The following is a 19,834-nucleotide window of genomic DNA, read 5'->3' as shown; positions in this document are numbered from 1 at the left end:
AGAAGCGGGCACTGTACTCCAACCCAACCTTACAAGCTGGGCGTGTCTTCTCCACCTGCGTACATAACATCCACATCCCACCGGGTGAACCCCAGGGCCCGGTACAAGGCGACGGCTGCCGTGTTGTCCGCATCGACGTAGAGCATGATCGCCTGAAGGCCCCGTCCGTGCAGGTGCTCGATGCCGGCGATCGTGAGGGCCCGGCCCAGGCCCCGCCCCTGGGCAGCCGGGGTCACTCCCACTACGTACACCTCGCTAATGGGAGGGTGGCCGCCGGTGCCGGCGTGGACCTTCGTCCAGTGGAAGCCCAGCAGTTCGCCGTCGGACATGCGTTCGGCGAGCAGGAAACCCTCGGGATCGAACCAGTCCTCGGCCATGCGGGCCTGAAGGTCGGACAGCTCCATCGAGCCCTGTTCGGGGTGGTGGGCGAACGCGGCGCGGTTGGCCTGGAGCCAGCGCTCCTCGTCCTGTCCCGGAACGAAGCTGCGGATCCGCACATCCTCGGGCAGGGTCAGCGGGACCGCCGCTTCCTCGGCAGCGGCGCGGGTCTGACGCATGCGCCACAGCTCCCGCACCGGGCGGAAACCGTAGCGGCCCGCAAGCACCGCGGCGGCGGCATGGTTTCCGTGCGACCAGGCGAGCAGGGAGGGGAACCCGGAGGCGGTGACCGCCTCGGCGAGGGCGGTGCCCACCCCTTCGCTGCGGCTGTGCGGTGCAACGACCATCTCCACGACGGCGCCGGAAGCCTCGCTGCCGTCCTGTCCCCGGGGAACAGTGACGACGGCGACGCCGGCCAGCTCACCACCGTCGTCCCCGCTTCCGGTGGCGGATGCGCCGCTGGCGCCCGGGCTCCCTGCGGCGGCGGGGCGGGCGGTGAACACGCGCAGTCCCGCACCGGGGGCGGCGGAGCGGAGCTCGACGAGGGTCTGCTCCGACAGGGGAGGATTCCCGTCGGCCTCGGCGGCGCGCGCGGCGAGGACCCGGATCTCCTCGAGCACCGCGGGCTCTGGTGTTCCGGAGGTTGAGGTGATTACCCAGGTGGGAAGCTGCTGGTCGGCGATCATGCGCCCAGCCTAGTCCCCGGAAAGCCGATCACCGATGCCGGTTTGGCCGCTTCAGCAACGATGCTGTAGCGTAAGGAACCGTTCCGGGGGGATGCACCAATGGGGTGCCCGCGATACGTTCGACCCGTATGTCCTCCACTGAAGGGCCCAGGCCCTCAAAACCCTCCTTCCCTGACGGGGAGGAGGGTTTTGTTTTTGCCGGCTCCGGAACCGGCGATGCTGGCCCGGAGGCGCTTCAGGTGTGCTAGTTCAGGCGTCCTGGTTGACCGAGGCCGGCTCCTCCGGCATGCGGGTCAGGGTGAAGCGGTAACCGACATTGCGCACCGTGCCGATGAGCTGTTCGTAGTCCGGGCCGAGCTTGGCCCGCAGGCGCCGCACGTGCACGTCGACGGTGCGGGTGCCGCCGTAGTAGTCGTACCCCCAGACCTCGTGGAGCAGCTGGTCGCGGGTGAAGACCCGGCCGGGATGCTGGGCCAGGTACTTCAGCAGCTCGAACTCCTTGTAGGTGAGGTTCAGCGGCTCTCCGCCCACGCGGGCCGTATAGCTCGCCTCATCGATGACGACCCCGGAGGCGTGGATCTCGGTGCTGGTTTCCTCGCTTGCCGCGTTCGCCCGTGCGATCACCAGGCGCAGCCTCGCCTCGACTTCGGCCGGACCCGCCGAGTCGAGGACGACGTCGTCGGCGAGCCAGCTCGCGGCGACCGCCGTCATTCCGCCCTCGGTAAGGACGAGCATCAGCGGCGCGCTCAGGCCGGTGGCCTTCAGCAGCTGTGTCAGCGAGCGCGCGCCGACGAGGTCGCGCCGAGCGTCAACCAGCACGACGTCGCAGGGCTCGGTCTCAAGCAGCGCGGTCGGCTCCGCGGGGAGGATGTGGACCTTGTGACTCAGCAGTTCAAGCGCGGGCAGGATTTCCACCGACGAACCCGGAGTGTTCGTGAGCATCAGGATGTGCGGCATATGTCCTCCACTGGTTGGGACGCGCATCATCGGGCGGGAACGCCGGTGCCGCCCGGGGGACCGGGAGCCGCCGTCGGTAAAGAATTTCGACAAGTATACCCACCCGCGATTTTCCGCCCGGGTGCACCGTTTCCTGAACCCTTCGGGCATAGGGCAGTATTGCTCGGGTGAGAAACTGGATAGTTGCCGCCGCCGCCACCGCCGCAGTGGCAGGCATCGTTTCCGCCTCCTATTTCTCCCTCGGCGCGCTTGCAGTGACCGCCGCCGTCTTCTCGGCCGCCGCAGCCATTGGTTGGCCGCACCTGCTGAATGTTCCGGCCCGGAAGAGCCAGGCCGCCGCGATCGGCCTCAGCGCCCTGGCCGCCGTCGCCGCAGCCGCGATCACCCCCGGCCCTGAATTCCTTGTCTGGCTGCCCGGGGCCGTCGCCCTCGGCGTTGGGGCCGTGTTCCTCATCCAGCTGATCCGGGGAACCGGACAGAGCCACCGGCTCGAATCGACCCTCGGGGCCAGCTCCGGGGTGTTCGCCGTCGCCCTCGGCTCGGGCTGGGTCGCAGCGGACCGCCTCGCCGTCAACGCCGCCGATTCGGGCACCCTGCTGGTCGCCGGGGCCAGCATCCTTGCCTCACTTGCCGTGTCGCTGCTGCCCTGGCCCGACCGCGCGACCGCTCCGCTGGCGCTGCTGGCCGGCGGTGCCGCCGGAGCCGTCGGCGCGGTGCTGGCCTCGGGGGTGCCGCCCGTGCCCGCCGCCATCGTGGGCGTGGTCTGCGGTGCCGTCGTGGCGAGCGGACGCCGCCTGCTGCTCGCCCGTGAGGTCCCGCTGTCGGCGGCGGCAGCGGTGTCGGCGGGAATCACCCCGGTGCTCGGTCTGGGAGCCCTCGTGTATTTCCTGGACAAGCTGCTGCTCTCCTGAGGCCGCGGGCTCCAGATGGTTGTTCTGCCCGGAGCGGTGGAGGCTAGGATGGTGCCATGTCGATTCTTGCGATTGAAATCTTCTTCATCTGCCTGCTTGTCATCTCCGGGCTCGCCATGGCCGGCTTCGCCGCGCTGGTGATCGCCCGCCTTTACAAGGGCCAGAAGTAGCACTACGGGGTCTCCTTAATGTCGATCGAACTTCCCACCGACCTGACTCCAGAGCTGGTTCCGCTGTCGTGGCTGCTCGGAGTCTGGGAGGGAACCGGCCGCCTCGGCGAGGGCAATGCCGAGTCCGAGCACTTCGCCCAGCGGGTGACCTTCGAACAGCACGGCCTTCCCTACCTGCAGTACAGCGCGGAGAGCTGGCTCACCGACGAGCAGGGCGCACGGCTGCGGCCGCTGTCGGTGGAGACGGGGTTCTGGGCGCTTGACCGCAAGCTCAACGACGCCGATGTCGGCCCGGGTCTGTCCCCGGCCGACATCGTGCCGGCGCTGAAGACGGCCGACGAGGTGGAGCAGTTCCGCAACGACTCGGGCGGCTTCGACATCACCGCGACAATCGTGCACCCGGGCAGCATCGCCGAACTGTACTACGGCAGCATCAAGGGCCCGCAGATCCAGATGTCGACGGACCTGGTGATGCGCGGCCAGCATTCCAAGGAATACACGGCCGCCACCCGCCTCTTCGGGCTTGTCGAGGGAGACCTGTACTGGCGCTGGGATGTGGCGGCGTCCGGGAACTCGCTCGAGGCCCACGCCTCGGCGATCCTGAAGAAGATTTCCTAGGACCGGGAGCGCCGCGCTCCCGGCCTCCGCCAGGGAATAGCACCGCGTGAAAGGCGTTACATCCACATGACCTATACCAGCCCCCTGCTCGGCCTGCCCGGCGCGGTTCCCGGCGGCGAGCCCGACCAGCCGGTCGCAGCCCACTACGGCGACCCCTTCCGGGAGCAGCGCATGCTCGCCCAGGGCTCGGCGGTGGTCGACCTTTCCCACCGCGGGGTCGTCACTGTGGCAGGGCCCGACCGGCTGAGCTGGCTCAACACCCTCTCCTCCCAGCTGCTCCTCGACCTGAAGCCCGGGAAGAGCTCAGAGACACTGCTGCTCACCGTGCAGGGCCGGATCGAATACTTCGCCCGGATCATCGACGACGGCGCCACCGCCTGGCTCATAGTGGAGGGTGCCGAGGCGCCGGCGCTCACTGCCTGGCTCGAACGCATGAAGTTCATGCTGCGGGTTGAGGTCGCCGACGTTTCAGCGGACTGGGCGGTCGTGGGATCAGTGCGGCCGGTCGAGGAGTTCGCCGGGCGCGTCGTGTGGCAGGACCCCTGGCCCGAGGTCGCACCCGGAGGGTTCCGGTACTCGGTGCTCGAGGAGCAGTCCCACCCCGGTCGGGAACGGCCCTGGTTCGAATACCTCCTGCCGCAGGAGGACCTCTACAACGCCGTCACGTCCCTTCCCGGGATGGAGCCCGCCGGGATGCTCGCAGCCGAAGCGCTGCGGATTGCGGCGTGGCGTCCGCGTAACGGGTTTGAGACCGACGACAAGACCATCCCGCACGAACTTGACCTGATGCGCACCGCGGTGCACCTCGCAAAGGGCTGCTACAAGGGCCAGGAGACCGTGGCGCGCGTCCACAACCTTGGTCACCCGCCGCGCCGGCTCGTGTTCCTCCACCTCGACGGCAGTCAGCACACCCTGCCCGAGCGCGGCAGCGAGGTGATGCTCGAGGGGCGGACGGTCGGCCGCATCACCTCCGTGGCCCACCACTGGGAAATGGGCCCGATCGCCCTGGCCGTCATCAAGCGCTCCGTCGACCCGTCAGTGGACCTGCTGGTGCAGGGCGCCGACGAAGCCTACGCGGCGGCCCAGGAGGTCATCGTCGCCCCCGACGCCGGCCAGGTTGTCGGCCGCGCCAGCGGATTCCTGCGGAGCCCGCGGTGAGCCAGGACGATTCCGGCGCCGAGGCCGCCTTCGCCCTTGCCGCAGCCCTCTTCGACGCCGCACGCCAGGGCGATGCCGCGACGCTGACCCGCTACCTCGACGCGGGCGTTCCCGCTGACCTGACCAACGCCGCCGGGGACACGCTGCTGATGCTCTCCGCCTACAACGGGCATCCGGCACTGGTGCGCGACCTCGTTGCCCGCGGCGCCGACGTCAACCGGGTGAACGACCGCGGCCAGACCCCGCTGGCCGGGGCCGTCTTCAAGGGCCACACGAGCACGGCGCAGATCCTCCATGCCGCCGGTGCCGACCCCGACGCCGGCACCCCAACAGCCCGCGCGGCGGCCGAAATGTTCGGACGCAGGGAACTCTCCGACCTGTTCGGCTGAGCGGAACCGGGCACAGCAGCCGCCTTCCGGGGTCTGGGTGCGGCGGTTCCGGGAGCACGCTGGCTAGGCGTTGAGCGCAACGCCCGTCTGGGTTCCGGCGTACTCGAAACCGGCACGCCGGGCCGCCCGCTGCGACGATGTGTTGTCGGTCCGGGCCCGCCACTGCGGGATGAAGCCCGCAGCCATTGCCTCTTCGACGGCGACGGCTGCAATCCGGTGCCCGAAGCCCCGTCCGCGGTGCTGCGGGGCGGTGAGCACGCTCAGGTGGGCGAGGATGCCGGCCCAGGGTTCGTAGCCGGCGCCGGCCAGCGGTTCCGGTTCGTCGGGTTGAGTGTCGTCGACAAGGACGAATCGGTGTTCGAGCCCGCCAAGGCCCGCCTCGGCAACGTCGTCGGACGGACACTGCTGCTCAAGTGCCTCAACGAACTGGCGTTCGCTGGTGACGGCCGCGTCGCGGTGCGGGTCCACCGGCGGGAGGGCATCGCAGTAGTAGAGCTGCGCCTCGCCCAGCCCGCGGCCGCCCCGGTGGCGGGTCATCGCCAAGAGCACCGACTGCCTCCTCAGCTCCCGAGCCGGCAGGTCACGTGCGGCGGCGACGGCCCATGCCGGGCCGACCAGGGCCTCCTTGCCGAACAGGGTAAGGAAGCTCAGCCGGTCGGCCGTGTCATCGACGTGGATGATGCGCTCGGAGTGCTCCCCGGCAAACGCCGAATCGTCGAGGTGGAGCAGCCGCGACCATGCCAACTGGATGATCGCCACGGTTCCAGGATCCAGTTCCATGAGCGCAACTTAGCACGGGCTGAAGGGGCGCGGCGCCGCCCCGGTATCAGCGGACGAGGACCGCGGGATCAGCCGAAGAGGATCGCGGCCTCGTCGTAGCGGTGCTGGGGAACCCGCTTAAGCTTGCCCAGGGCGTCCTCAAAATTGACGTGCGCAATCTCGGTGCCGTGGAGGGAAACCATCGTGCCCCACAACCCGTCGACAACCGAGTCGACTGCCGCCATGCCCAGCCGCGTCGCGAGGACCCGGTCGAAGGAGGAGGGAACCCCGCCGCGCTGGATGTGGCCGAGGATCGTGGCACGGGTCTCGATGCCCGTGCGCGCCTCGATCTCCGGTGCAAGCTGGTCGGCGATTCCGCCCAGCCGGGGCCGGCCGAAGGTATCAAGCCCGCGCTCCGAGTGCGCCTGCTCAAGATGGGCCGGAACGAACCCCTCGGCGACAACAACCAGGGGCGCGCGCCCGCGTTCGTTGGCCTCGGTGACCCACTTGGCGATCTGCTCGATGCTTGTCTGCTGCTCGGGAATGAGGATGGCGTGGGCGCCTGAGGCCATTCCCGCGTGGAGTGCGATCCACCCCACGTGGCGGCCCATGACTTCGGCGATCATGCACCTGCTGTGCGATTCGCCCGTGGTGCGGAGGCGGTCGATCGCCTCGGTGGCGATCTGCACGGCGGTGTCGAAGCCGAAGGTGTAGTCGGTGGCGTCGAGATCGTTGTCGACGGTCTTCGGCACTCCGACGATCTTCAGGCCCGCGTCGGTCAGCCTCTTGGCGGCGGCAAGGGTTCCCTCGCCGCCGATGGCGATCATCGCGTCGATGCCAAGGGACTCCATCGTCGCCCGGATGGCGTCGGGCCCCCCGTTGCCCTCGAAGGGGTTGGTGCGCGACGTGCCGAGGATGGTGCCGCCCTGCTTCGAGATGCCGCGCACCGCCTGCCGGGGCAGGTCGATGGTATCGCCCTCGACAACTCCCCTCCAGCCGTCGCGGAAGCCGACGAACTCAAGGTTGTGAGTGCGTATGCCCTTGAGCACCGCTCCCCGGATCACTGCGTTGAGTCCAGGGCAGTCGCCTCCGCTGGTGAGAATTCCGATCTTCATTGGTTACATTCCTTCAGCGTGGTGGACGGGTCATCGCGGAGCGCGCCGTCGGGCTCACCTATGATTCTAGACACAGGGATGTCCTGCGGTGTTGCTGACGCTGCGCGGGGAGAACAACGCAGTGCCGCGGTGGCTGCGGTGGAAGAGGCGGCTGCGCCGCCCGGGCCGTCCTCCGCTCCGATACACCCGCCGGCCCGTACCCCAAGGAGGACTCCGCTCGTGCCCAACACCGGGATCGCGCCCACCGTACGCAGGATGGCGGCCATTTCGAGGCCCGTGCTGTGGATCAATACCCTGGGCACCGGGGTGGTCGGCATGTGGCTGGCCGGGGAGCTGTGGCGCTGGGAAGCGGCCGTTCTCCTGATCTGGCTCACCCTGCCGTTCAACCTCCTGATCTACGGGGTCAACGACATCTTCGACCAGGACACCGATGCGCTCAACCCGCGCAAGGGTTCCCTCGAAGGCGCCCGGATCCGCTCCAGCGAGGTCCGGCCGATCTGGCTCGCGGTGCTCCTCACCAACGCCCCGTTCCTGGCCTACTTCCTGTTCACCCTGCCCGCCGCGGCCCTGCTGTGGGTGGGTCTTTACGTTGGAATCTTCGTTTTCTACTCGGCGCCGCCGCTGCGGTTCAAGGCGCGGCCCTTCCTCGACTCGCTGAGCAACGCCGCCTACGCCTTCCCCCTGGTCTTTGTGCCGCTGGCCCTCGGCGCGGCACCGGCCTGGCCCGCGGCCCTTGGGCTCATGGCCTGGAGCGCCGCCAAGCACACCTTCGACGCTGTCCAGGACATTGAGGAGGACCGTGCGGCCGGAATCAGCACCACGGCGGTACGGCTCGGCGCCGGCGGCGTCGTGGCCTGGAGCGGCTGCTGGTGGCTCGCCTCGACCTGGCTCTTCGCCCTCGTCAGCCTTCCGGTCGCCGCGGTGAACCTTGCGATCGCGGGCTGGCTTGTCATCTCGCTGCTGCGCTCGCCGTCCCCCGAAACCGGGCACCGGCTGTACCGCTGGTCAATCGCCTTCCCCTACATTGCCGGAACGGTTGCGGGCATCCAGCTCACCGGAGCCCTCCTGCTCGGAATCTACCCGTGAGCCGGGTTGTCGTTGTCGGAGGGGGCATCGGAGGCCTCGCCTCGGCCGCCCTGCTCGGAAGCGCCGGCCATTCGGTGACACTGCTCGAGGCGGCTCCGACCATCGGCGGGAAGAGCCGCCGCATCGTGCTCGCCGGGCAGCGGATGGACACCGGTCCGTCGCTGTTCACCTTCCCCGCCGTATGGGCCGAACTGCTGCGGCGCATCGACGGATACGCCGCCGCCTCCGATGCGCCGGCCGCCAGCGCGGAGCGCACCGCGGCACTGCGGCTCGAACAGCTCCCGGAAGTCGGGCGCTACTACCTCCGGGGCGAGTCGTGCCCGCTGCCGGTGCCGCCCGGACATCCGTGGCACGCGGCCTGGGAACGGTTTTCCGCGCTCCACGGCAGCCTCGGCGGGGACGTCACCCGCCTGCTGACCACCGAGCCTCTTGCGCCGGCCGCCTACCCGGCGCTCCGCCGGCTCGCCACGCTGTACGGGCGCCGGCTGACAACGCAGAGCTACCTCGACAGCCTGACCTGGCTGCCCGACGGACTGCGGGAGGTCATCGCCATCCACACCCTCAACGCGGGGGTGAGTCCCACCCGCACCCCCGCGCTCTACGCCAGCATGCCGGCCATCATGGCGCAGGACGGCGTGTGGGTGCCGCGCGGGGGCGTCTACGAACTCGTTGAGGCGCTCGGGCGCCTTGCGGAAGCGGCGGGAGTGGACGTCCGCGTCGGGGAGCCGGTGACAAGGATCGAACGGCGCAGGGTGGTGACCGGCACCGGAACCTACCCGGCCGACGCCGTCGTCGCGGGTATCGATGCGCAGCGCCTGTCAGGGCTCCTGCGGGGAAGGACGCCGCGGGCGCCCCGCCGGCTTTCCTGTTCCGCGGTGGGCCTCTACGCGGTGCTCAAGCGCCCGCTGCCCGAGGGGACGCCCCGCCACGGCGTCATCCTGCCCGATGAGCCGGGGGAGCTGTACGCCCGGCTCGAGGCCGGGAAAGAACCCGACCAGACGATGGCCTTCGCCAACTACTACCCGGCGGGCGAGGTCTACCCGAACTCGGCGCCCACCCTGGCACTGCTGCTGACCTGCCCGGCCAACGCCCGCTCCTACGCCGCAAGCGATGCCTTTCCCGCCCGGGAGATGGACCGCGTCTCAACGGTCCTCGGGTTGCCAGAGCCGCTTTCCGGCTATATCGCCGAGCAGGCGCTCATCGACCCCGCCTACTTCAGCGAAGCCGGTTCGGCGGGAGGGGCCCTGTACGGGGCGCTCCGCCCGGCCTGGATGAGCGGACCCCTCCACGTTCCCGCCCAGTGGTCGCCCCGCCGGCCCTGGCTCTGGCGCGTGGGCGCCTCGGTCCATCCGGGCGGCGGGTTGCCCGCCGTCCTTGGCGGCGCGCTGATGTCGACGGAAAGGCTGCTGCGGTCCCTGGCCCGTTCCCGGTGAGCGGTTCCGCCGGTCAGGTGCGGCTTGACGACGGTATGCGGTCCGGTGCCGCGAGCAGGGCGCGCCGCCGGATCAGGAAGGCGAGGAGCACGGCAGCCAGCACCGCAGGGAAGACAAGGAACGAAAAGATCGAAACACCGAGCCAGAAGCTCAGGGAAAGCAGCAGGCTGTCGAGCAGCCCCGGCCGAACCGTGCCGCTGCTGAGCCTGCGGCCGCCGATGAGGATGAGGATCGCCGCGGCGCACAATCCCGAGAGCAGCCAGCCGGCGTAGTTGCTCAGCGGCACCCCGTAGTAGGGTCCGCCGTCAGCCCAGGTCCAGAACCCAAGGGAGACGGCACCCGGGTCGAGCACCCCGTCGACGAGGACCAGCAGCACGGCCGACGCGGCGATGGCCCTCAGCAGCGGAAGCCGGCCGGCGAAGGCGGCGGCGGTTCCGATGACGAGGGGAACATACGAGAGGGGGAGCAGGAAGGGGACAAGGCCGAACGCCTTCGGCCCGAGGGGATCGCCATAGGAAAAGCTGCCGTAGGGAAACCCTGATGCCACTCCAAAGCCTTCGATGAGATAGCCGAAAACCGAGACGGCTGCCAGGGCAGCCGCGGCCCGGCCCGCACCGAGCTGGCGGAACAGCGCGATGAACGAGGGCAGGGCGATCAGCAGGTTGAAGAAGTAGGACGCCACATCGGCGCCGGGGGCGCCGGGAAAGCGGACCACGAAATACCCCGAAACCAGCAGGAACAGACACGCTGCGGCCAGGAGGGGCGGGAAACGGCGGGAGCGGGCAGGGGTGGGCATTTACCCATCGTTGCAGGTTGGCTGCCGCCACAGCAGCAGCGGCGGTTCAAAACCGGCCGGCGCGCCCGCCGCGCGCCGGCCCGAACCCCGGATCAGCCCTGGCGGGCCTTGATGCGGGGGTTTTTCTTGTTGATGACCATGGTGCGTCCACGACGGCGGACGATCTGGCCGCCCGGGATCGCCTTGAGCGCCCTCAGGGAATTGCGTACCTTCATGCTGTGCTCCTTGGATCGGGGTTGTTGAACCGGGCGTGTGGGCCGAACTCAGCCTTCGCACTCGGAGCAGTACTTCGCTCCGTTATGCACGCGTGCGAGCTGGCTGCGGTGGTGGACAAGGAAACATGACATACAGGTGAACTCATCGTCCTGCTGGGGAACGACCTGGATCTGCAGCTCTTCGTGTGAAAGGTCTGCTCCAGGCAGGTCGAACCCGTCGGCAAGGTCGATCTCTTCGATGTCGATCACTGCCGTCTGCGTGATTGCGCTGCGCTGGGCCTTGATCGCCTCGAGTGACTCATTGACCGGCTGGTCTTCTTGGCTGACGCGTGGGGCGTCGTAATCGGTTGCCATAAAGTGCTTTTTCTCCTTCAAGAACGAGACCAGGAACGACGGACCTCGTGCCCTCCATAACGGACTGAAGCCCGCCGGAATTCCCGGGCGGCGCAGGGCCCTTCCGGTGCCGTAGAAGGGCAGGCGGGCCGCTGATTCCGACGGCGGCAGGCAGCGTTTCGGACCGAAATGCATCATTGCTTTGCATCACGGGAAAGAAGGCGGCCAAGGCTAATGGTGGCGCCCGGGCGGGCCACGCGGTTTCAGGGAAGCGTTCACCTCATCCTCTGCGCGGGCTTCATCTCGTTGGCGGTCAATCCGTAAAAGCAGGTGACGCACATCTCTAGTACTAATTTAGGACTTGATGGTAGCCTTTTGGGACTTGTTTCCCAATCGAAGGCTTTTTATGCGTATCCAGGGCTCAACCGTCATCGTTACCGGCGCCAACCGCGGCCTCGGCCGCCACTTCGTGGACCAGCTCCTCGCACGTGGAGCGGTCAAGGTCTATGCCGCCTCCCGCTCAGGGATCGAGGTCAGCCAGCCAGGCGTCGTTCCCGTGATCCTTGACGTCACCGACCCGGGCACGGTGTCGGCGGCCGCGGCTGCGGCCCAGGATGCCACCATCCTGATCAACAACGCGGGAATCCTCACCCCCACGAGCGTCATCGACGGCTCGATGGTTGATGTGCGCCAGGAGCTCGAGACGAACTTCTTCGGCACCCTTGAGGTGACCCGCGCCTTCGCGCCGATCATTACAGCCAACGGGGGTGGGGCGATCCTCAACGTGCTCTCGGTGCTGTCGTGGGCGCATTTTCCGAATGTCGGCGCCTACAGCGCCGCCAAGGCTGCCTCCTGGGCGATGACCAACTCCACCCGGCAAGAGCTCGCACCCAAGGGCATCGCCGTCTCCGCGCTGCATGTCGGCTGGATGGACACCGACATGGCCTCGCACGTTCCTGACGCGGAGAAGTCCGACCCTGCGGAGGTTGCATCGGATGCCCTCGACGCAATCGAGGACGGGGAGCCCGAGGTGCTCTTCGGTGAGCTCACCCGCAATGTGCGGCAGGCGCTCGCGGGCGATCTCTCGCAGTTGTACCCGGGCATCACCGTTCGAGCGCTCGCGGGCGGCTAGGTGTAACTGCGCGGGCCCGGAGCGAACGCCCGGCCTGTTTCAGGCCCCGCTTACGCGGGCGCTCGTGTCCGGGCGGAGCGCCGCCATTGTGACTGCGTCGATGGGCTCGCCGTCGAACCGGAGGGCGCCCGGCAGTGTGCCTTCCATCGTGAAGCCTGCCTTTTCATAGACGCGTCGGGCGCGCGGATTGAACGCGTAAACCTCAAGTTCGATCCGGTGGAGGGATGTCGAAGCGAAGGCGTGTCCGAGCAGGAGGGACGTCGCTTCGGAGCCGATGCCCCGGTCCCTCCCCGCCGGACCCAGCAGGATGCGGAAGTTGCAGGCGTTTTCGTCCGGGCGCCAGTCATTGAGCACGACCTCGCCCACGCAGCACCCGGTGGTGTTGTCCACGACGGCCAGGTCGAGCCGGTCCTTCCGGGCGCCCCGGGTCTCGTACCAGCGGCGCGTCTCGTCATCAAGCCGTCGGCTCCGGCCCCAGCTGCGCGCCCGGTCCGCCGCTTCGGCGGAGGAGGCGACGCTGCCGGTGAGGCGCAGCACTTCAGGGTCGGCGAGGATCGGTCCCATCCCGGCGATGTCGTCGGCGGTGAACGGGCGAAGCGTGCACAACCGACCCACGAGGGTGGGCTGGGTTGGAAAGAGGACCGGTCCGGGCATCGTTCCTTCAGCCATGATGTCCGTAGCCTAGGGCGTCATCCGGCGGCTGACGAGCCAGGGCCTTCGTCGAGCATGCGCGCCACCTTCGCCTCGAGGGAGGCGACGGCCCTCTCGGGCAGCACGATCAGCCCGTCCAGCTCCCTGCGCGCCCGCCGGTACGCGGTCTGCCGTTCGGCCGCGCTGGCCGCACCGTCCATGGCGAGGGTGATCAGTTTCCGGGCCCGGGCGAGCCGGACGCGCTCGGGCCCGGTGAAGGCCGCATCCTTCACGCGGCGGGCTTCGGCTTCGGCGATCTGGAAGGCCACGTCGTAGTCGTTGACTGCCGAGCGGTACGCGGCGAAGTCGCGGGTGTCGAGCGCGTCCGGCTCCGCGGGCCGCATTGCGTCCGCTTCCCGCTTGGCCCGCAGGAACGCCACGGTGAGCGGTTCGCGGACGTCGGTCATCATCGGGAAGTCGATCAGTTTTCCCACGTCGAGCTCATAGTCAAGCCACCGCTTGTTGACCGCGTCGTGCGCAGCCAGAACGGCCTCAACTTCGCCGATCCTTGCCTGCCGGTCCTTTTCGCCCTGATGCCTGAGCGTGTACAGCTCGACCTTGCGCTGGTGCCGGCGCTCGTTCGCCTTTGACCAGGATCTGCCCCATGCGGCGAAGACCCCGCTCAGCGGAAATACGAGCCACCAGTAGCTGCCGGCGAATTCGAAGAGGGGCTCCACGGCATCATCGTAGTTCCCCGGCCGCGCGGCCGCACCGCACCACCGGGCAGGGAGCGGCCCGGTGCGGATGCTCCGCACCGGGCCTTTTCCCTGGGGGCCGGGTCAGCGCCGGCCCACGAGCTGTTCGAGGGCGATTGTCCCGTCGGTCTTGGGAAGCAGGAGCCACAGGATGACGTAGGTCGGAAGGCCCACGAAGGGAAGCAGGAAGCTCAGCAGGATCCCGATGCGAACGTAGGACACCGGCCAGTGGTATTTCGCCGCGATTCCCGAGGCGACCCCTCCGAACATGCCTCCCGGGGCGCGTCGGACGGGGGAGGAGCGGAGGACCCGGAAGAAGGTATCCATGGCTGTGAGCCTTTCGTTGAGGTGGAGCTGATTCAGAAGCTGGTGAATTCAGTATCGTCCCTGTCGGCATCCCTGTCGGCGCCCCGGGACTGGCGGCGCGTCATCGAAGAGATGCCGCCCAGCACCAGGGCCAGGCCGGCGCCGATGAGCAGGCCGAGGAGCACGATTCCCAGATCGAACCGGATGCCGGTCAGCTGCGAGACAAGGATCAGGGCAGCGACCACGAGAATCACTCCGCCCCATACAACCGTTCCCGTCCGGATACGGCGTGTTGCTGCTGATTTCTCGGAGGTGCTCATTGTTCAATTCCATTCTGGTTCTGTGACACCCGGACCTGCGAGGCGGCGCCGCCGACCTCGAGGATGATCGACGGGCCGTCGGCGTTTTCGTTGAGCTCGCTGGTTCCTGGCCGCCAGAATCCCTCATACACCGTGGCAGCCGCCCCTTCGCCGGTCCGCACCGACCCCAGGGCCAGGCGGGAGCGGACTTCGACGGGCACGTCGTCGGGGATGAGGAACTCGACATCGCTCGCCAGCACCCGCACGGGAATCACCACGTCTCCGCTCAGGTCCCCGAGCCCGCGCAGGTCGATAGTGCTGTCACCGGCCACAACGGTGTACCCGTCCTCGGCACCCTGCACCGACGCCGCGGAGAGCGTGGTTCTGCTTCCGACGACGGTTGCTCCGTCTCCGAAGTTGGCCGAGACCACGGCTGACGAAACCGCTGCGGCAAACACGCAGGCGCCGGCGACGAAACCGACAAACCCCGAGGAGCGTCCGAGGAAGCCAAGGGCCACGATGGCGATGCCCAGGACGGCGGCCCCCGCCGCCAGCGCGACAGGGAGCACTGTCCCGTCCAAGTCGATGAGATCCGCGTAGTCGAGGGCCAGGATTGTTCCGACGGCGAGCATTGCCGCGCCGAGGGCCAGCGCCACGACGCTTCCGGTCGGGCCAGGGGTCTGCGGCCGCGGCGGAGGCACCGGGCGCGGCGGGGGAAAGACCGGCGGCATCGCTCCCGGGGGCACCGATCCCGACCCGAGGTAGTCAACCGGCGGATAACCGGGAGCGGTGTAGTCGACGGGCGGGTAGCCCGTGGAACCGGTGCCCGCCGGCGGGAAACCGCCAGCGGCCGGCGCGAATCCGGCAGCGGCCGAAAGCGGCGGGCCGGCGGGGAAGGTCTCGGTCGCCGGATACTGCTCCGGACCAGGCTGCCCAGTCTGGTAGGCGGAGGCCGGGAACTGCTGGGTCATGCCCATCGCTCCCGATGACCCCGGGAAGACCGGAGCTCCACCGCCCTGGGCGCGGGTCCTGCGTGATGAGGAGGAGAGCGCCCAGTACACGGCGAAGACGGCCGCGCCGATCCAAACCAGGGTCAGGACCACCCGCGCCCCGTCGTTGTCGCCGAGGAACGGGAGGTTCGGCCGCCAGAGTCCGGCAATCGTCACGAGCACCGCCCCGGTCATCCCCGCGGTCCAGTTGCCGCGGGCAGCCGATTCGACGTGGATCCGGCCGTCGGGTTCGGGCAGCAGCGCCCATGCCAGGCCGTACAGCAGCACGCCGATTCCGCCGAAGATTCCGAGGACGATGAGGATGCCGCGCACCAGGATCACATCGATCCCGGTCCGGTAGGCGATGCCCCCTGCAACCCCGCCGATCCAGCGGTCGGGTGTGCGGGTGATCTGGAGCGAACGCATCCTGTCAAAGAACGCGCCCCCGGAGGACGGCGCGGGCCGGGGAGGGGGTACTGCGGTGGACCCTGCCCGGGCGGAGTATCCGCCGCCGGCGGAGGCGTCCGCCGGTGCGGTGACGCGCCCCTCGGCGTCATCACCGGCGGACTGCGGAGGAAGTGGATCAAGGGGCGGTTCGGAAGTCATGCTTCGATCCTTCCAGCGCCCCGCCGGCCGGGCTATCGGGGGCCGCCCTGAAAAGCCCCTGAGGGAACCCCTGATTCGACGCTCCGGGCCCCCCTGAACGGTGAAGGCGTGCTTGGATTGAGCTATGAAACCGCCCCTGCTTCGTTCGCCCGACGGCCTCGTGGCCGGCGTCTGCGGCGGACTGGCCGTCCATCTCGGCGTGCCGCTGCGCGTTGTGCGCGTGGTCATGGTCCTGCTGGCCCTGACCGGCGGGGCCGGGGTGTTCCTCTACGCGTGGCTGTGGATCTTCGTGCCGATGTCATCCGACCGCCTCGTGGCCGCCACCGCCCCATTTCCGCTCACCGCCCCCGCGGCGGCCCGTACCGCCCCTCCGGTGGCCCGTACCGGCGAAGGGGCGGTGCGTGGCGGCAGCGCCGAACTGCCTCGGCGGTACGGCCGCCTGCGCGCTGGGCGCAAAGAGCTGCTCCTCGGCGCCGTCCTGCTGCTCCTGGCCGCTGTGCTGACCGCCCAGCAACTTGGCGTTGCCGTCCGGTGGGGCCAGATCGTTCCCATCGGAGCGGCGGGCGTGGGGGCGGTGCTGGCATGGAGCCAACTCGACGACGCGCGCCGCGAGGGCCTGATGAACAAGGCCGGTGCCAACTGGGCCATGGGGTTGGCCCGGCTCCTGCTGGGCCTGGCTCTCGTTGTCCTCGGCGTCCTCGTCATGGTGTCCGGATCGATCTCGTGGGACCTCACCTGGGCAACCCTCGCTGCCACCGGTGCAGTCCTCGCCGGTGTGTCGCTGGTCATGGCACCGTGGGCGCTGAGGTTCTGGCGGGATCTCGAAGCCGAAAGGGCAGGGCGGGTTCGGGAGGCCGCCCGGGCGGAAATCGCCGCGCACCTTCACGATTCGGTGCTTCAGACCCTGGCTCTGATCCAGAACCGCGCCGCCTCCGAGCAGGACGTCGTCCGCCTGGCCCGCGCCCAGGAACGCGAGCTCCGCCACTGGCTCTACGCCGACCCCGCGGCCCGCTCCGGCAACCTCGCCGAGCGTATCCGTGCCGTCGCCGGAGAGGTGGAGGACAGTTACGGGCAGCCCGTGGAGGTGGTCGCTGTGGGTGATGCGCCGTTGACGTCGGCGCAGGAGGCCCTGGCGCAGGCGGCCCGGGAGGCGATGCTCAACGCGGCAAAACATGCCGGCGGCACCGTCTCGGTGTACCTTGAGGCGGGCACCGACGGTTCGGAGGCCTTCATCCGGGATCGCGGAACCGGGTTCGACCTCCAGGCCGTGCCGGCGGACCGCCTCGGCATCCGTGAATCGATCACCACCCGCATGCAGCGCCACGGCGGAACCGCATCGATCCGCTCCGGCCCTGACGGGACCGAAGTCCACTTGAAGATGCCCGAACAGGAGACCCGGAACCATGACGGATGAGCCCGTAGCCAGTAAAGCGCCAACAGGAGTGTCCGTCGTCGTCGTCGACGACCATGCCATCTTCCGGTCCGGCCTGCGCTCCGACCTCGACGGACGGATCTGTGTCGTCGGTGAAGCGGCAACGGTCGAGGAGGCGGTGGAGGTGATCAAGGCCCGCCGGCCCGACGTCGTCCTGCTCGACGTGCACCTGCCGGGAGGCCGAGGCGGCGGGGGAGCGGAGGTGATCGCCGGCTGCGGGGAGATCGGTCCCTCAACGCGGTTCCTCGCCCTGAGCGTGTCCGACTCGGCCGAGGACGTCGTCGCGGTGATCCGTGCCGGCGCCCGGGGATACGTCACAAAGACCATCTCGGGTGCGGGAATCTCCGACGCCGTGTTCAGGATCGCCTCCGGCGACGCCGTTTTCTCCCCGCGGCTTGCCGGGTTCGTCCTTGACGCGTTCGGGACGGCCGCCGTCGCCTCCGCCGGCACCGAACTGGACCGGCTCTCCGCCCGCGAACTCGAGGTGATGCGGTTGATCGCCCGTGGCTACAGCTACAAGGAGGTGGCCAAGGAACTGTTCATTTCGGTGAAAACCGTTGAAACCCACGTCTCGGCGGTGCTGCGGAAACTCCAGCTGTCGTCCCGGCACGAGCTCACCCGCTGGGCCGCCGAGCGGCGCCTGCTCTAGGGCTCCCGGCGGTACTGCCCCCGCCCGGCCGGCGGCGCTACTTCGCCCCGGCCAGGAACTCCTGGAGCCGGGCGACCCCGGTGGCGAGGTCTTCGTCCCCGAGGGCGTAGGAAAGCCGCAGGAAGCCGCTCGGGCCGAAGGCCTCACCTGGAACCACTGCAACCTCGACCTGCTCGAGGATCAGGGTCGCGAGCTCGGCCGATGTCCGCGGCGTGGTTCCCGCCAGGGTGCGGCCCAGCAGGCCGCGCACGTCCGCGTAGGCGTAGAAGGCACCGTGGGGAGTGGGGCACTCGACGCCGTCGATGGCGTTAAGGCCCGCCACCATGGCGCGGCGGCGACGGTCGAAGGCCACCTTCATCTCATCGACGGCGGTGAGCGGGCCGGAAACGGCAGCCAGCGCCGCCATCTGCGACACATTCGCCACGTTCGACGTCGCATGTGACTGGAGGTTCGTCGCGGCCTTGATCAGGTCCTTGGGCCCGATCATCCATCCGACCCGCCAGCCGGTCATCGCGTAGGTCTTGGCAACCCCGTTGACGATGACCACCCTGTCGCCGAGGGCGGGCGCGGCGGCGGCGATCGACGTGAACGGGACGCCGTCGTAGGTCAGGTGCTCGTAGATCTCGTCGGTGATCACCCACAGCCCGCGCTCGGCTGCCCACTCGCCGATTTCACGAACGGCCTCCGCGGGATACACCGCCCCCGTCGGGTTCGACGGCGAGACGAAGAGGAGCACCTTCGTCCGCGGGGTGAGCGCCTCTTCGAGCTGCTCGATTGAGACAAGGTAGCCCTGCTCGGGACCGGCGAACACCTCGACCGGAACCCCGCCTGCGAGGCGGATCGCCTCCGGGTAGGTGGTCCAGAACGGAGTCGGCACGAGCACCTCGTCGCCAGGGTCAAGCAGGCCCGCGAACGCTTCGTAGACCGCCTGCTTGCCGCCGTTCGTCACAAGGACCTGGGACGGCTCCACCGAATACCCGGAGTCGCGCAGGGTCTTCGCGGCGATTGCCTCCTTCAGCTCGGGGAGGCCGCCGGCGGGTGAATACCTGTGGAAACGCGGCTGGCGTGCGGCGTCGACCGCCGCGTCGACGATGTAGCCCGGGGTGGGGAAGTCAGGTTCGCCTGCGCCGAAGCCGATCACCGGCCGCCCTGCCGCCTTCAGCGCCTTCGCCTTTGCGTCCACGGCGAGGGTCGCCGACTCGGCAATCGCTGAAACCCGCCGGGAAACCCGCGGAAGCGCCAGGCGCAGGGCGTCGTTGGTCATCGCGTTCATTCTGTCCCGTTCCGTCTGCAGAAGTATGTCCGGACCCCAGCTTAGGCGTTTTATGCAGCACGCGGCATGCCATTACGGCCCGCTCCGGTGGCCGCCCGCCCGGCCCGGTTCGACTCTCCGGCGGTGATTGCGTAGACTTGATCCTCGGTGTTGATATCACCAGAATGGTTCGTGCCCGCGAAACGCCTCTTCGGAAGTGGTGAGCGGAGGACCGCATGGTGGTTCAGTTCCTAGGGTAGTGGCGCAATTGGTAGCGCAGCGGTCTCCAAAACCGCAGGTTGCAGGTTCGAGTCCTGTCTGCCCTGCGCGTAACCGTCGCAGCAGTAAGCGGCGGTGCGGCAGTAGAACATCACGAAGTTCCGGTACAGGCAGCGGATCTGCTCGGCAGGACGCATCAGCAGTCGGAGCCGCGGATCGGCGGTCCGGCGGGAACCCAAACAGATTGATGAGGTTGAAGTGACCGATACGGCCGCGAGCAGCTCAAAGGGAAGCCCCGCACGCAAGGAGGCACCCAAGCGCGGGTTCTTCGCGCGGATCACCCTGTTCGTGCGTCAGGTCATCGCCGAACTGCGGAAAGTCGTCACACCGACCCGGCAGGAACTGATTCGGTTCACCATCACGGTGCTGGCCTTCGTTGTCCTCATGATGCTCATCGTCACGGGGCTGGACTTCGTGTTCGGGTCCGGCGCGGTCTGGGTGTTCGGAGACGGCGAAAGCTGAACCGGGCAAGACCCCATTCACGGCAGAGACCAAGCAATA

At 68.8% G+C, this 19,834-nt stretch carries 23 protein-coding genes and 1 tRNA gene; 11 read left to right on the top strand and 13 right to left on the bottom strand.

What is annotated here, in order from left to right; translation table 11 throughout:
* Positions 1–29 precede the first annotated feature (29 nt).
* Both mshD and AC4D2R_RS01000 read right to left on the bottom strand, forming a co-directional pair.
* The gene (mshD, locus tag AC4D2R_RS01005; RefSeq protein WP_490936620.1) at positions 30–1,064 is read right to left on the bottom strand and encodes a mycothiol synthase; all 1,035 of its coding nucleotides are present in this window, start codon (positions 1,062–1,064) and stop codon (positions 30–32) included.
* A gap of 249 nt (positions 1,065–1,313) precedes the next feature.
* Positions 1,314–2,021, bottom strand: coding sequence for a winged helix-turn-helix transcriptional regulator (locus AC4D2R_RS01000; RefSeq protein ID WP_490936618.1), 708 nt, complete (start codon positions 2,019–2,021; stop codon positions 1,314–1,316).
* Between the two features lie 167 nt (positions 2,022–2,188).
* On the opposite strand from AC4D2R_RS01000, the gene AC4D2R_RS00995 reads away from it, so the two are divergent.
* From AC4D2R_RS00995 to AC4D2R_RS00980, 4 genes are all read left to right on the top strand, one after another.
* A complete protein-coding gene (locus AC4D2R_RS00995; RefSeq protein WP_490936616.1) occupies positions 2,189–2,932 on the top strand; it encodes a hypothetical protein in 744 nt (247 codons plus the stop codon).
* Positions 2,933–3,120: 188 nt separating this feature from the next.
* The gene (locus tag AC4D2R_RS00990) at positions 3,121–3,720 is read left to right on the top strand and encodes a nitrobindin family protein (RefSeq protein WP_490936614.1); all 600 of its coding nucleotides are present in this window, start codon (positions 3,121–3,123) and stop codon (positions 3,718–3,720) included.
* Between the two features lie 66 nt (positions 3,721–3,786).
* Positions 3,787–4,878 (top strand): CAF17-like 4Fe-4S cluster assembly/insertion protein YgfZ, encoded by a 1,092-nt coding sequence (gene ygfZ, locus AC4D2R_RS00985; RefSeq protein WP_490936612.1) that lies wholly within the window; start codon positions 3,787–3,789, stop codon positions 4,876–4,878.
* A complete protein-coding gene (locus tag AC4D2R_RS00980) occupies positions 4,875–5,267 on the top strand; it encodes an ankyrin repeat domain-containing protein (protein ID WP_490936610.1) in 393 nt (130 codons plus the stop codon). The genes ygfZ and AC4D2R_RS00980 overlap by 4 nt, the downstream gene beginning before the upstream one ends.
* A gap of 63 nt (positions 5,268–5,330) precedes the next feature.
* Here the strand turns inward: AC4D2R_RS00980 and AC4D2R_RS00975 are convergent, their stop codons facing one another.
* Complete coding sequence (locus AC4D2R_RS00975) at positions 5,331–6,047, bottom strand: GNAT family N-acetyltransferase (protein ID WP_490936608.1); 717 nt, start codon at positions 6,045–6,047, stop codon at positions 5,331–5,333.
* Positions 6,048–6,115: 68 nt separating this feature from the next.
* Positions 6,116–7,141 carry a 6-phosphofructokinase gene (locus AC4D2R_RS00970; protein WP_490936606.1) on the bottom strand — a complete coding sequence of 342 codons (1,026 nt, stop codon included), beginning with the start codon at positions 7,139–7,141 and terminating at the stop codon, positions 6,116–6,118.
* A gap of 219 nt (positions 7,142–7,360) precedes the next feature.
* On the opposite strand from AC4D2R_RS00970, the gene AC4D2R_RS00965 reads away from it, so the two are divergent.
* Both AC4D2R_RS00965 and AC4D2R_RS00960 read left to right on the top strand, forming a co-directional pair.
* Complete coding sequence (locus tag AC4D2R_RS00965) at positions 7,361–8,227, top strand: UbiA family prenyltransferase (RefSeq protein WP_490936604.1); 867 nt, start codon at positions 7,361–7,363, stop codon at positions 8,225–8,227.
* Positions 8,224–9,660 carry a phytoene desaturase family protein gene (locus tag AC4D2R_RS00960; protein WP_490936602.1) on the top strand — a complete coding sequence of 479 codons (1,437 nt, stop codon included), beginning with the start codon at positions 8,224–8,226 and terminating at the stop codon, positions 9,658–9,660. Before AC4D2R_RS00965 ends, AC4D2R_RS00960 begins: the two co-directional genes overlap by 4 nt.
* Positions 9,661–9,673: 13 nt before the next feature.
* Here the strand turns inward: AC4D2R_RS00960 and AC4D2R_RS00955 are convergent, their stop codons facing one another.
* The 3 genes from AC4D2R_RS00955 to AC4D2R_RS00945 form a co-directional block, all read right to left on the bottom strand.
* Positions 9,674–10,456, bottom strand: a complete 783-nt coding sequence (locus AC4D2R_RS00955; protein WP_490936600.1) for a carotenoid biosynthesis protein — start codon at positions 10,454–10,456, stop codon at positions 9,674–9,676.
* 92 nt (positions 10,457–10,548) lie between these two features.
* Positions 10,549–10,671 (bottom strand): ribosomal protein bL36, encoded by a 123-nt coding sequence (locus tag AC4D2R_RS00950; protein WP_120164674.1) that lies wholly within the window; start codon positions 10,669–10,671, stop codon positions 10,549–10,551.
* 48 nt (positions 10,672–10,719) lie between these two features.
* On the bottom strand, positions 10,720–11,025 hold the full coding sequence (locus AC4D2R_RS00945; protein WP_490936598.1) for a DUF4193 domain-containing protein: 306 nt from the start codon (positions 11,023–11,025) through the stop codon (positions 10,720–10,722).
* A 385-nt stretch (positions 11,026–11,410) separates the two neighbouring features.
* On the opposite strand from AC4D2R_RS00945, the gene AC4D2R_RS00940 reads away from it, so the two are divergent.
* Positions 11,411–12,136: an SDR family oxidoreductase gene (locus AC4D2R_RS00940; protein WP_490936596.1), complete on the top strand. Its 726-nt coding sequence runs from the start codon at positions 11,411–11,413 to the stop codon at positions 12,134–12,136.
* A 39-nt stretch (positions 12,137–12,175) separates the two neighbouring features.
* On the opposite strand, the gene AC4D2R_RS00935 is transcribed toward AC4D2R_RS00940, so the two are convergent.
* From AC4D2R_RS00935 to AC4D2R_RS00915, 5 genes are all read right to left on the bottom strand, one after another.
* The gene (locus AC4D2R_RS00935) at positions 12,176–12,805 is read right to left on the bottom strand and encodes a GNAT family N-acetyltransferase (RefSeq protein ID WP_490936594.1); all 630 of its coding nucleotides are present in this window, start codon (positions 12,803–12,805) and stop codon (positions 12,176–12,178) included.
* A 20-nt stretch (positions 12,806–12,825) separates the two neighbouring features.
* Positions 12,826–13,503 carry a hypothetical protein gene (locus AC4D2R_RS00930; protein WP_490936592.1) on the bottom strand — a complete coding sequence of 226 codons (678 nt, stop codon included), beginning with the start codon at positions 13,501–13,503 and terminating at the stop codon, positions 12,826–12,828.
* Positions 13,504–13,605: 102 nt separating this feature from the next.
* Positions 13,606–13,848, bottom strand: a complete 243-nt coding sequence (locus AC4D2R_RS00925) for a PspC domain-containing protein (RefSeq protein ID WP_490936590.1) — start codon at positions 13,846–13,848, stop codon at positions 13,606–13,608.
* Positions 13,849–13,880: 32 nt separating this feature from the next.
* Positions 13,881–14,147, bottom strand: a complete 267-nt coding sequence (locus tag AC4D2R_RS00920) for a hypothetical protein (RefSeq protein ID WP_490901225.1) — start codon at positions 14,145–14,147, stop codon at positions 13,881–13,883.
* On the bottom strand, positions 14,144–15,721 hold the full coding sequence (locus AC4D2R_RS00915; RefSeq protein ID WP_490936588.1) for a PspC domain-containing protein: 1,578 nt from the start codon (positions 15,719–15,721) through the stop codon (positions 14,144–14,146). Before AC4D2R_RS00915 ends, AC4D2R_RS00920 begins: the two co-directional genes overlap by 4 nt.
* 124 nt (positions 15,722–15,845) lie before the next feature.
* Here AC4D2R_RS00915 and AC4D2R_RS00910 point away from each other — a divergent pair, with 124 nt between their 5' ends.
* Together AC4D2R_RS00910 and AC4D2R_RS00905 are read left to right on the top strand one after the other, a co-directional pair.
* Positions 15,846–17,135: an ATP-binding protein gene (locus AC4D2R_RS00910; RefSeq protein ID WP_490936586.1), complete on the top strand. Its 1,290-nt coding sequence runs from the start codon at positions 15,846–15,848 to the stop codon at positions 17,133–17,135.
* Positions 17,125–17,802 (top strand): LuxR C-terminal-related transcriptional regulator, encoded by a 678-nt coding sequence (locus tag AC4D2R_RS00905; protein WP_490936584.1) that lies wholly within the window; start codon positions 17,125–17,127, stop codon positions 17,800–17,802. The genes AC4D2R_RS00910 and AC4D2R_RS00905 overlap by 11 nt, the downstream gene beginning before the upstream one ends.
* Before the next feature lie 37 nt (positions 17,803–17,839).
* On the opposite strand, the gene AC4D2R_RS00900 is transcribed toward AC4D2R_RS00905, so the two are convergent.
* On the bottom strand, positions 17,840–19,066 hold the full coding sequence (locus tag AC4D2R_RS00900) for a pyridoxal phosphate-dependent aminotransferase (protein WP_490936582.1): 1,227 nt from the start codon (positions 19,064–19,066) through the stop codon (positions 17,840–17,842).
* A gap of 241 nt (positions 19,067–19,307) precedes the next feature.
* On the opposite strand from AC4D2R_RS00900, the gene AC4D2R_RS00895 reads away from it, so the two are divergent.
* Positions 19,308–19,380, top strand: a tRNA-Trp gene (locus tag AC4D2R_RS00895).
* A gap of 151 nt (positions 19,381–19,531) precedes the next feature.
* A complete protein-coding gene (gene secE, locus AC4D2R_RS00890) occupies positions 19,532–19,795 on the top strand; it encodes a preprotein translocase subunit SecE (protein WP_490936580.1) in 264 nt (87 codons plus the stop codon).
* The last annotated feature ends 39 nt before the right edge of the window (positions 19,796–19,834 follow it).

The organism is Arthrobacter sp. TJ-217, from assembly GCF_058269255.1.
This window is presented reverse-complemented; position numbering and strand designations above follow the sequence as displayed.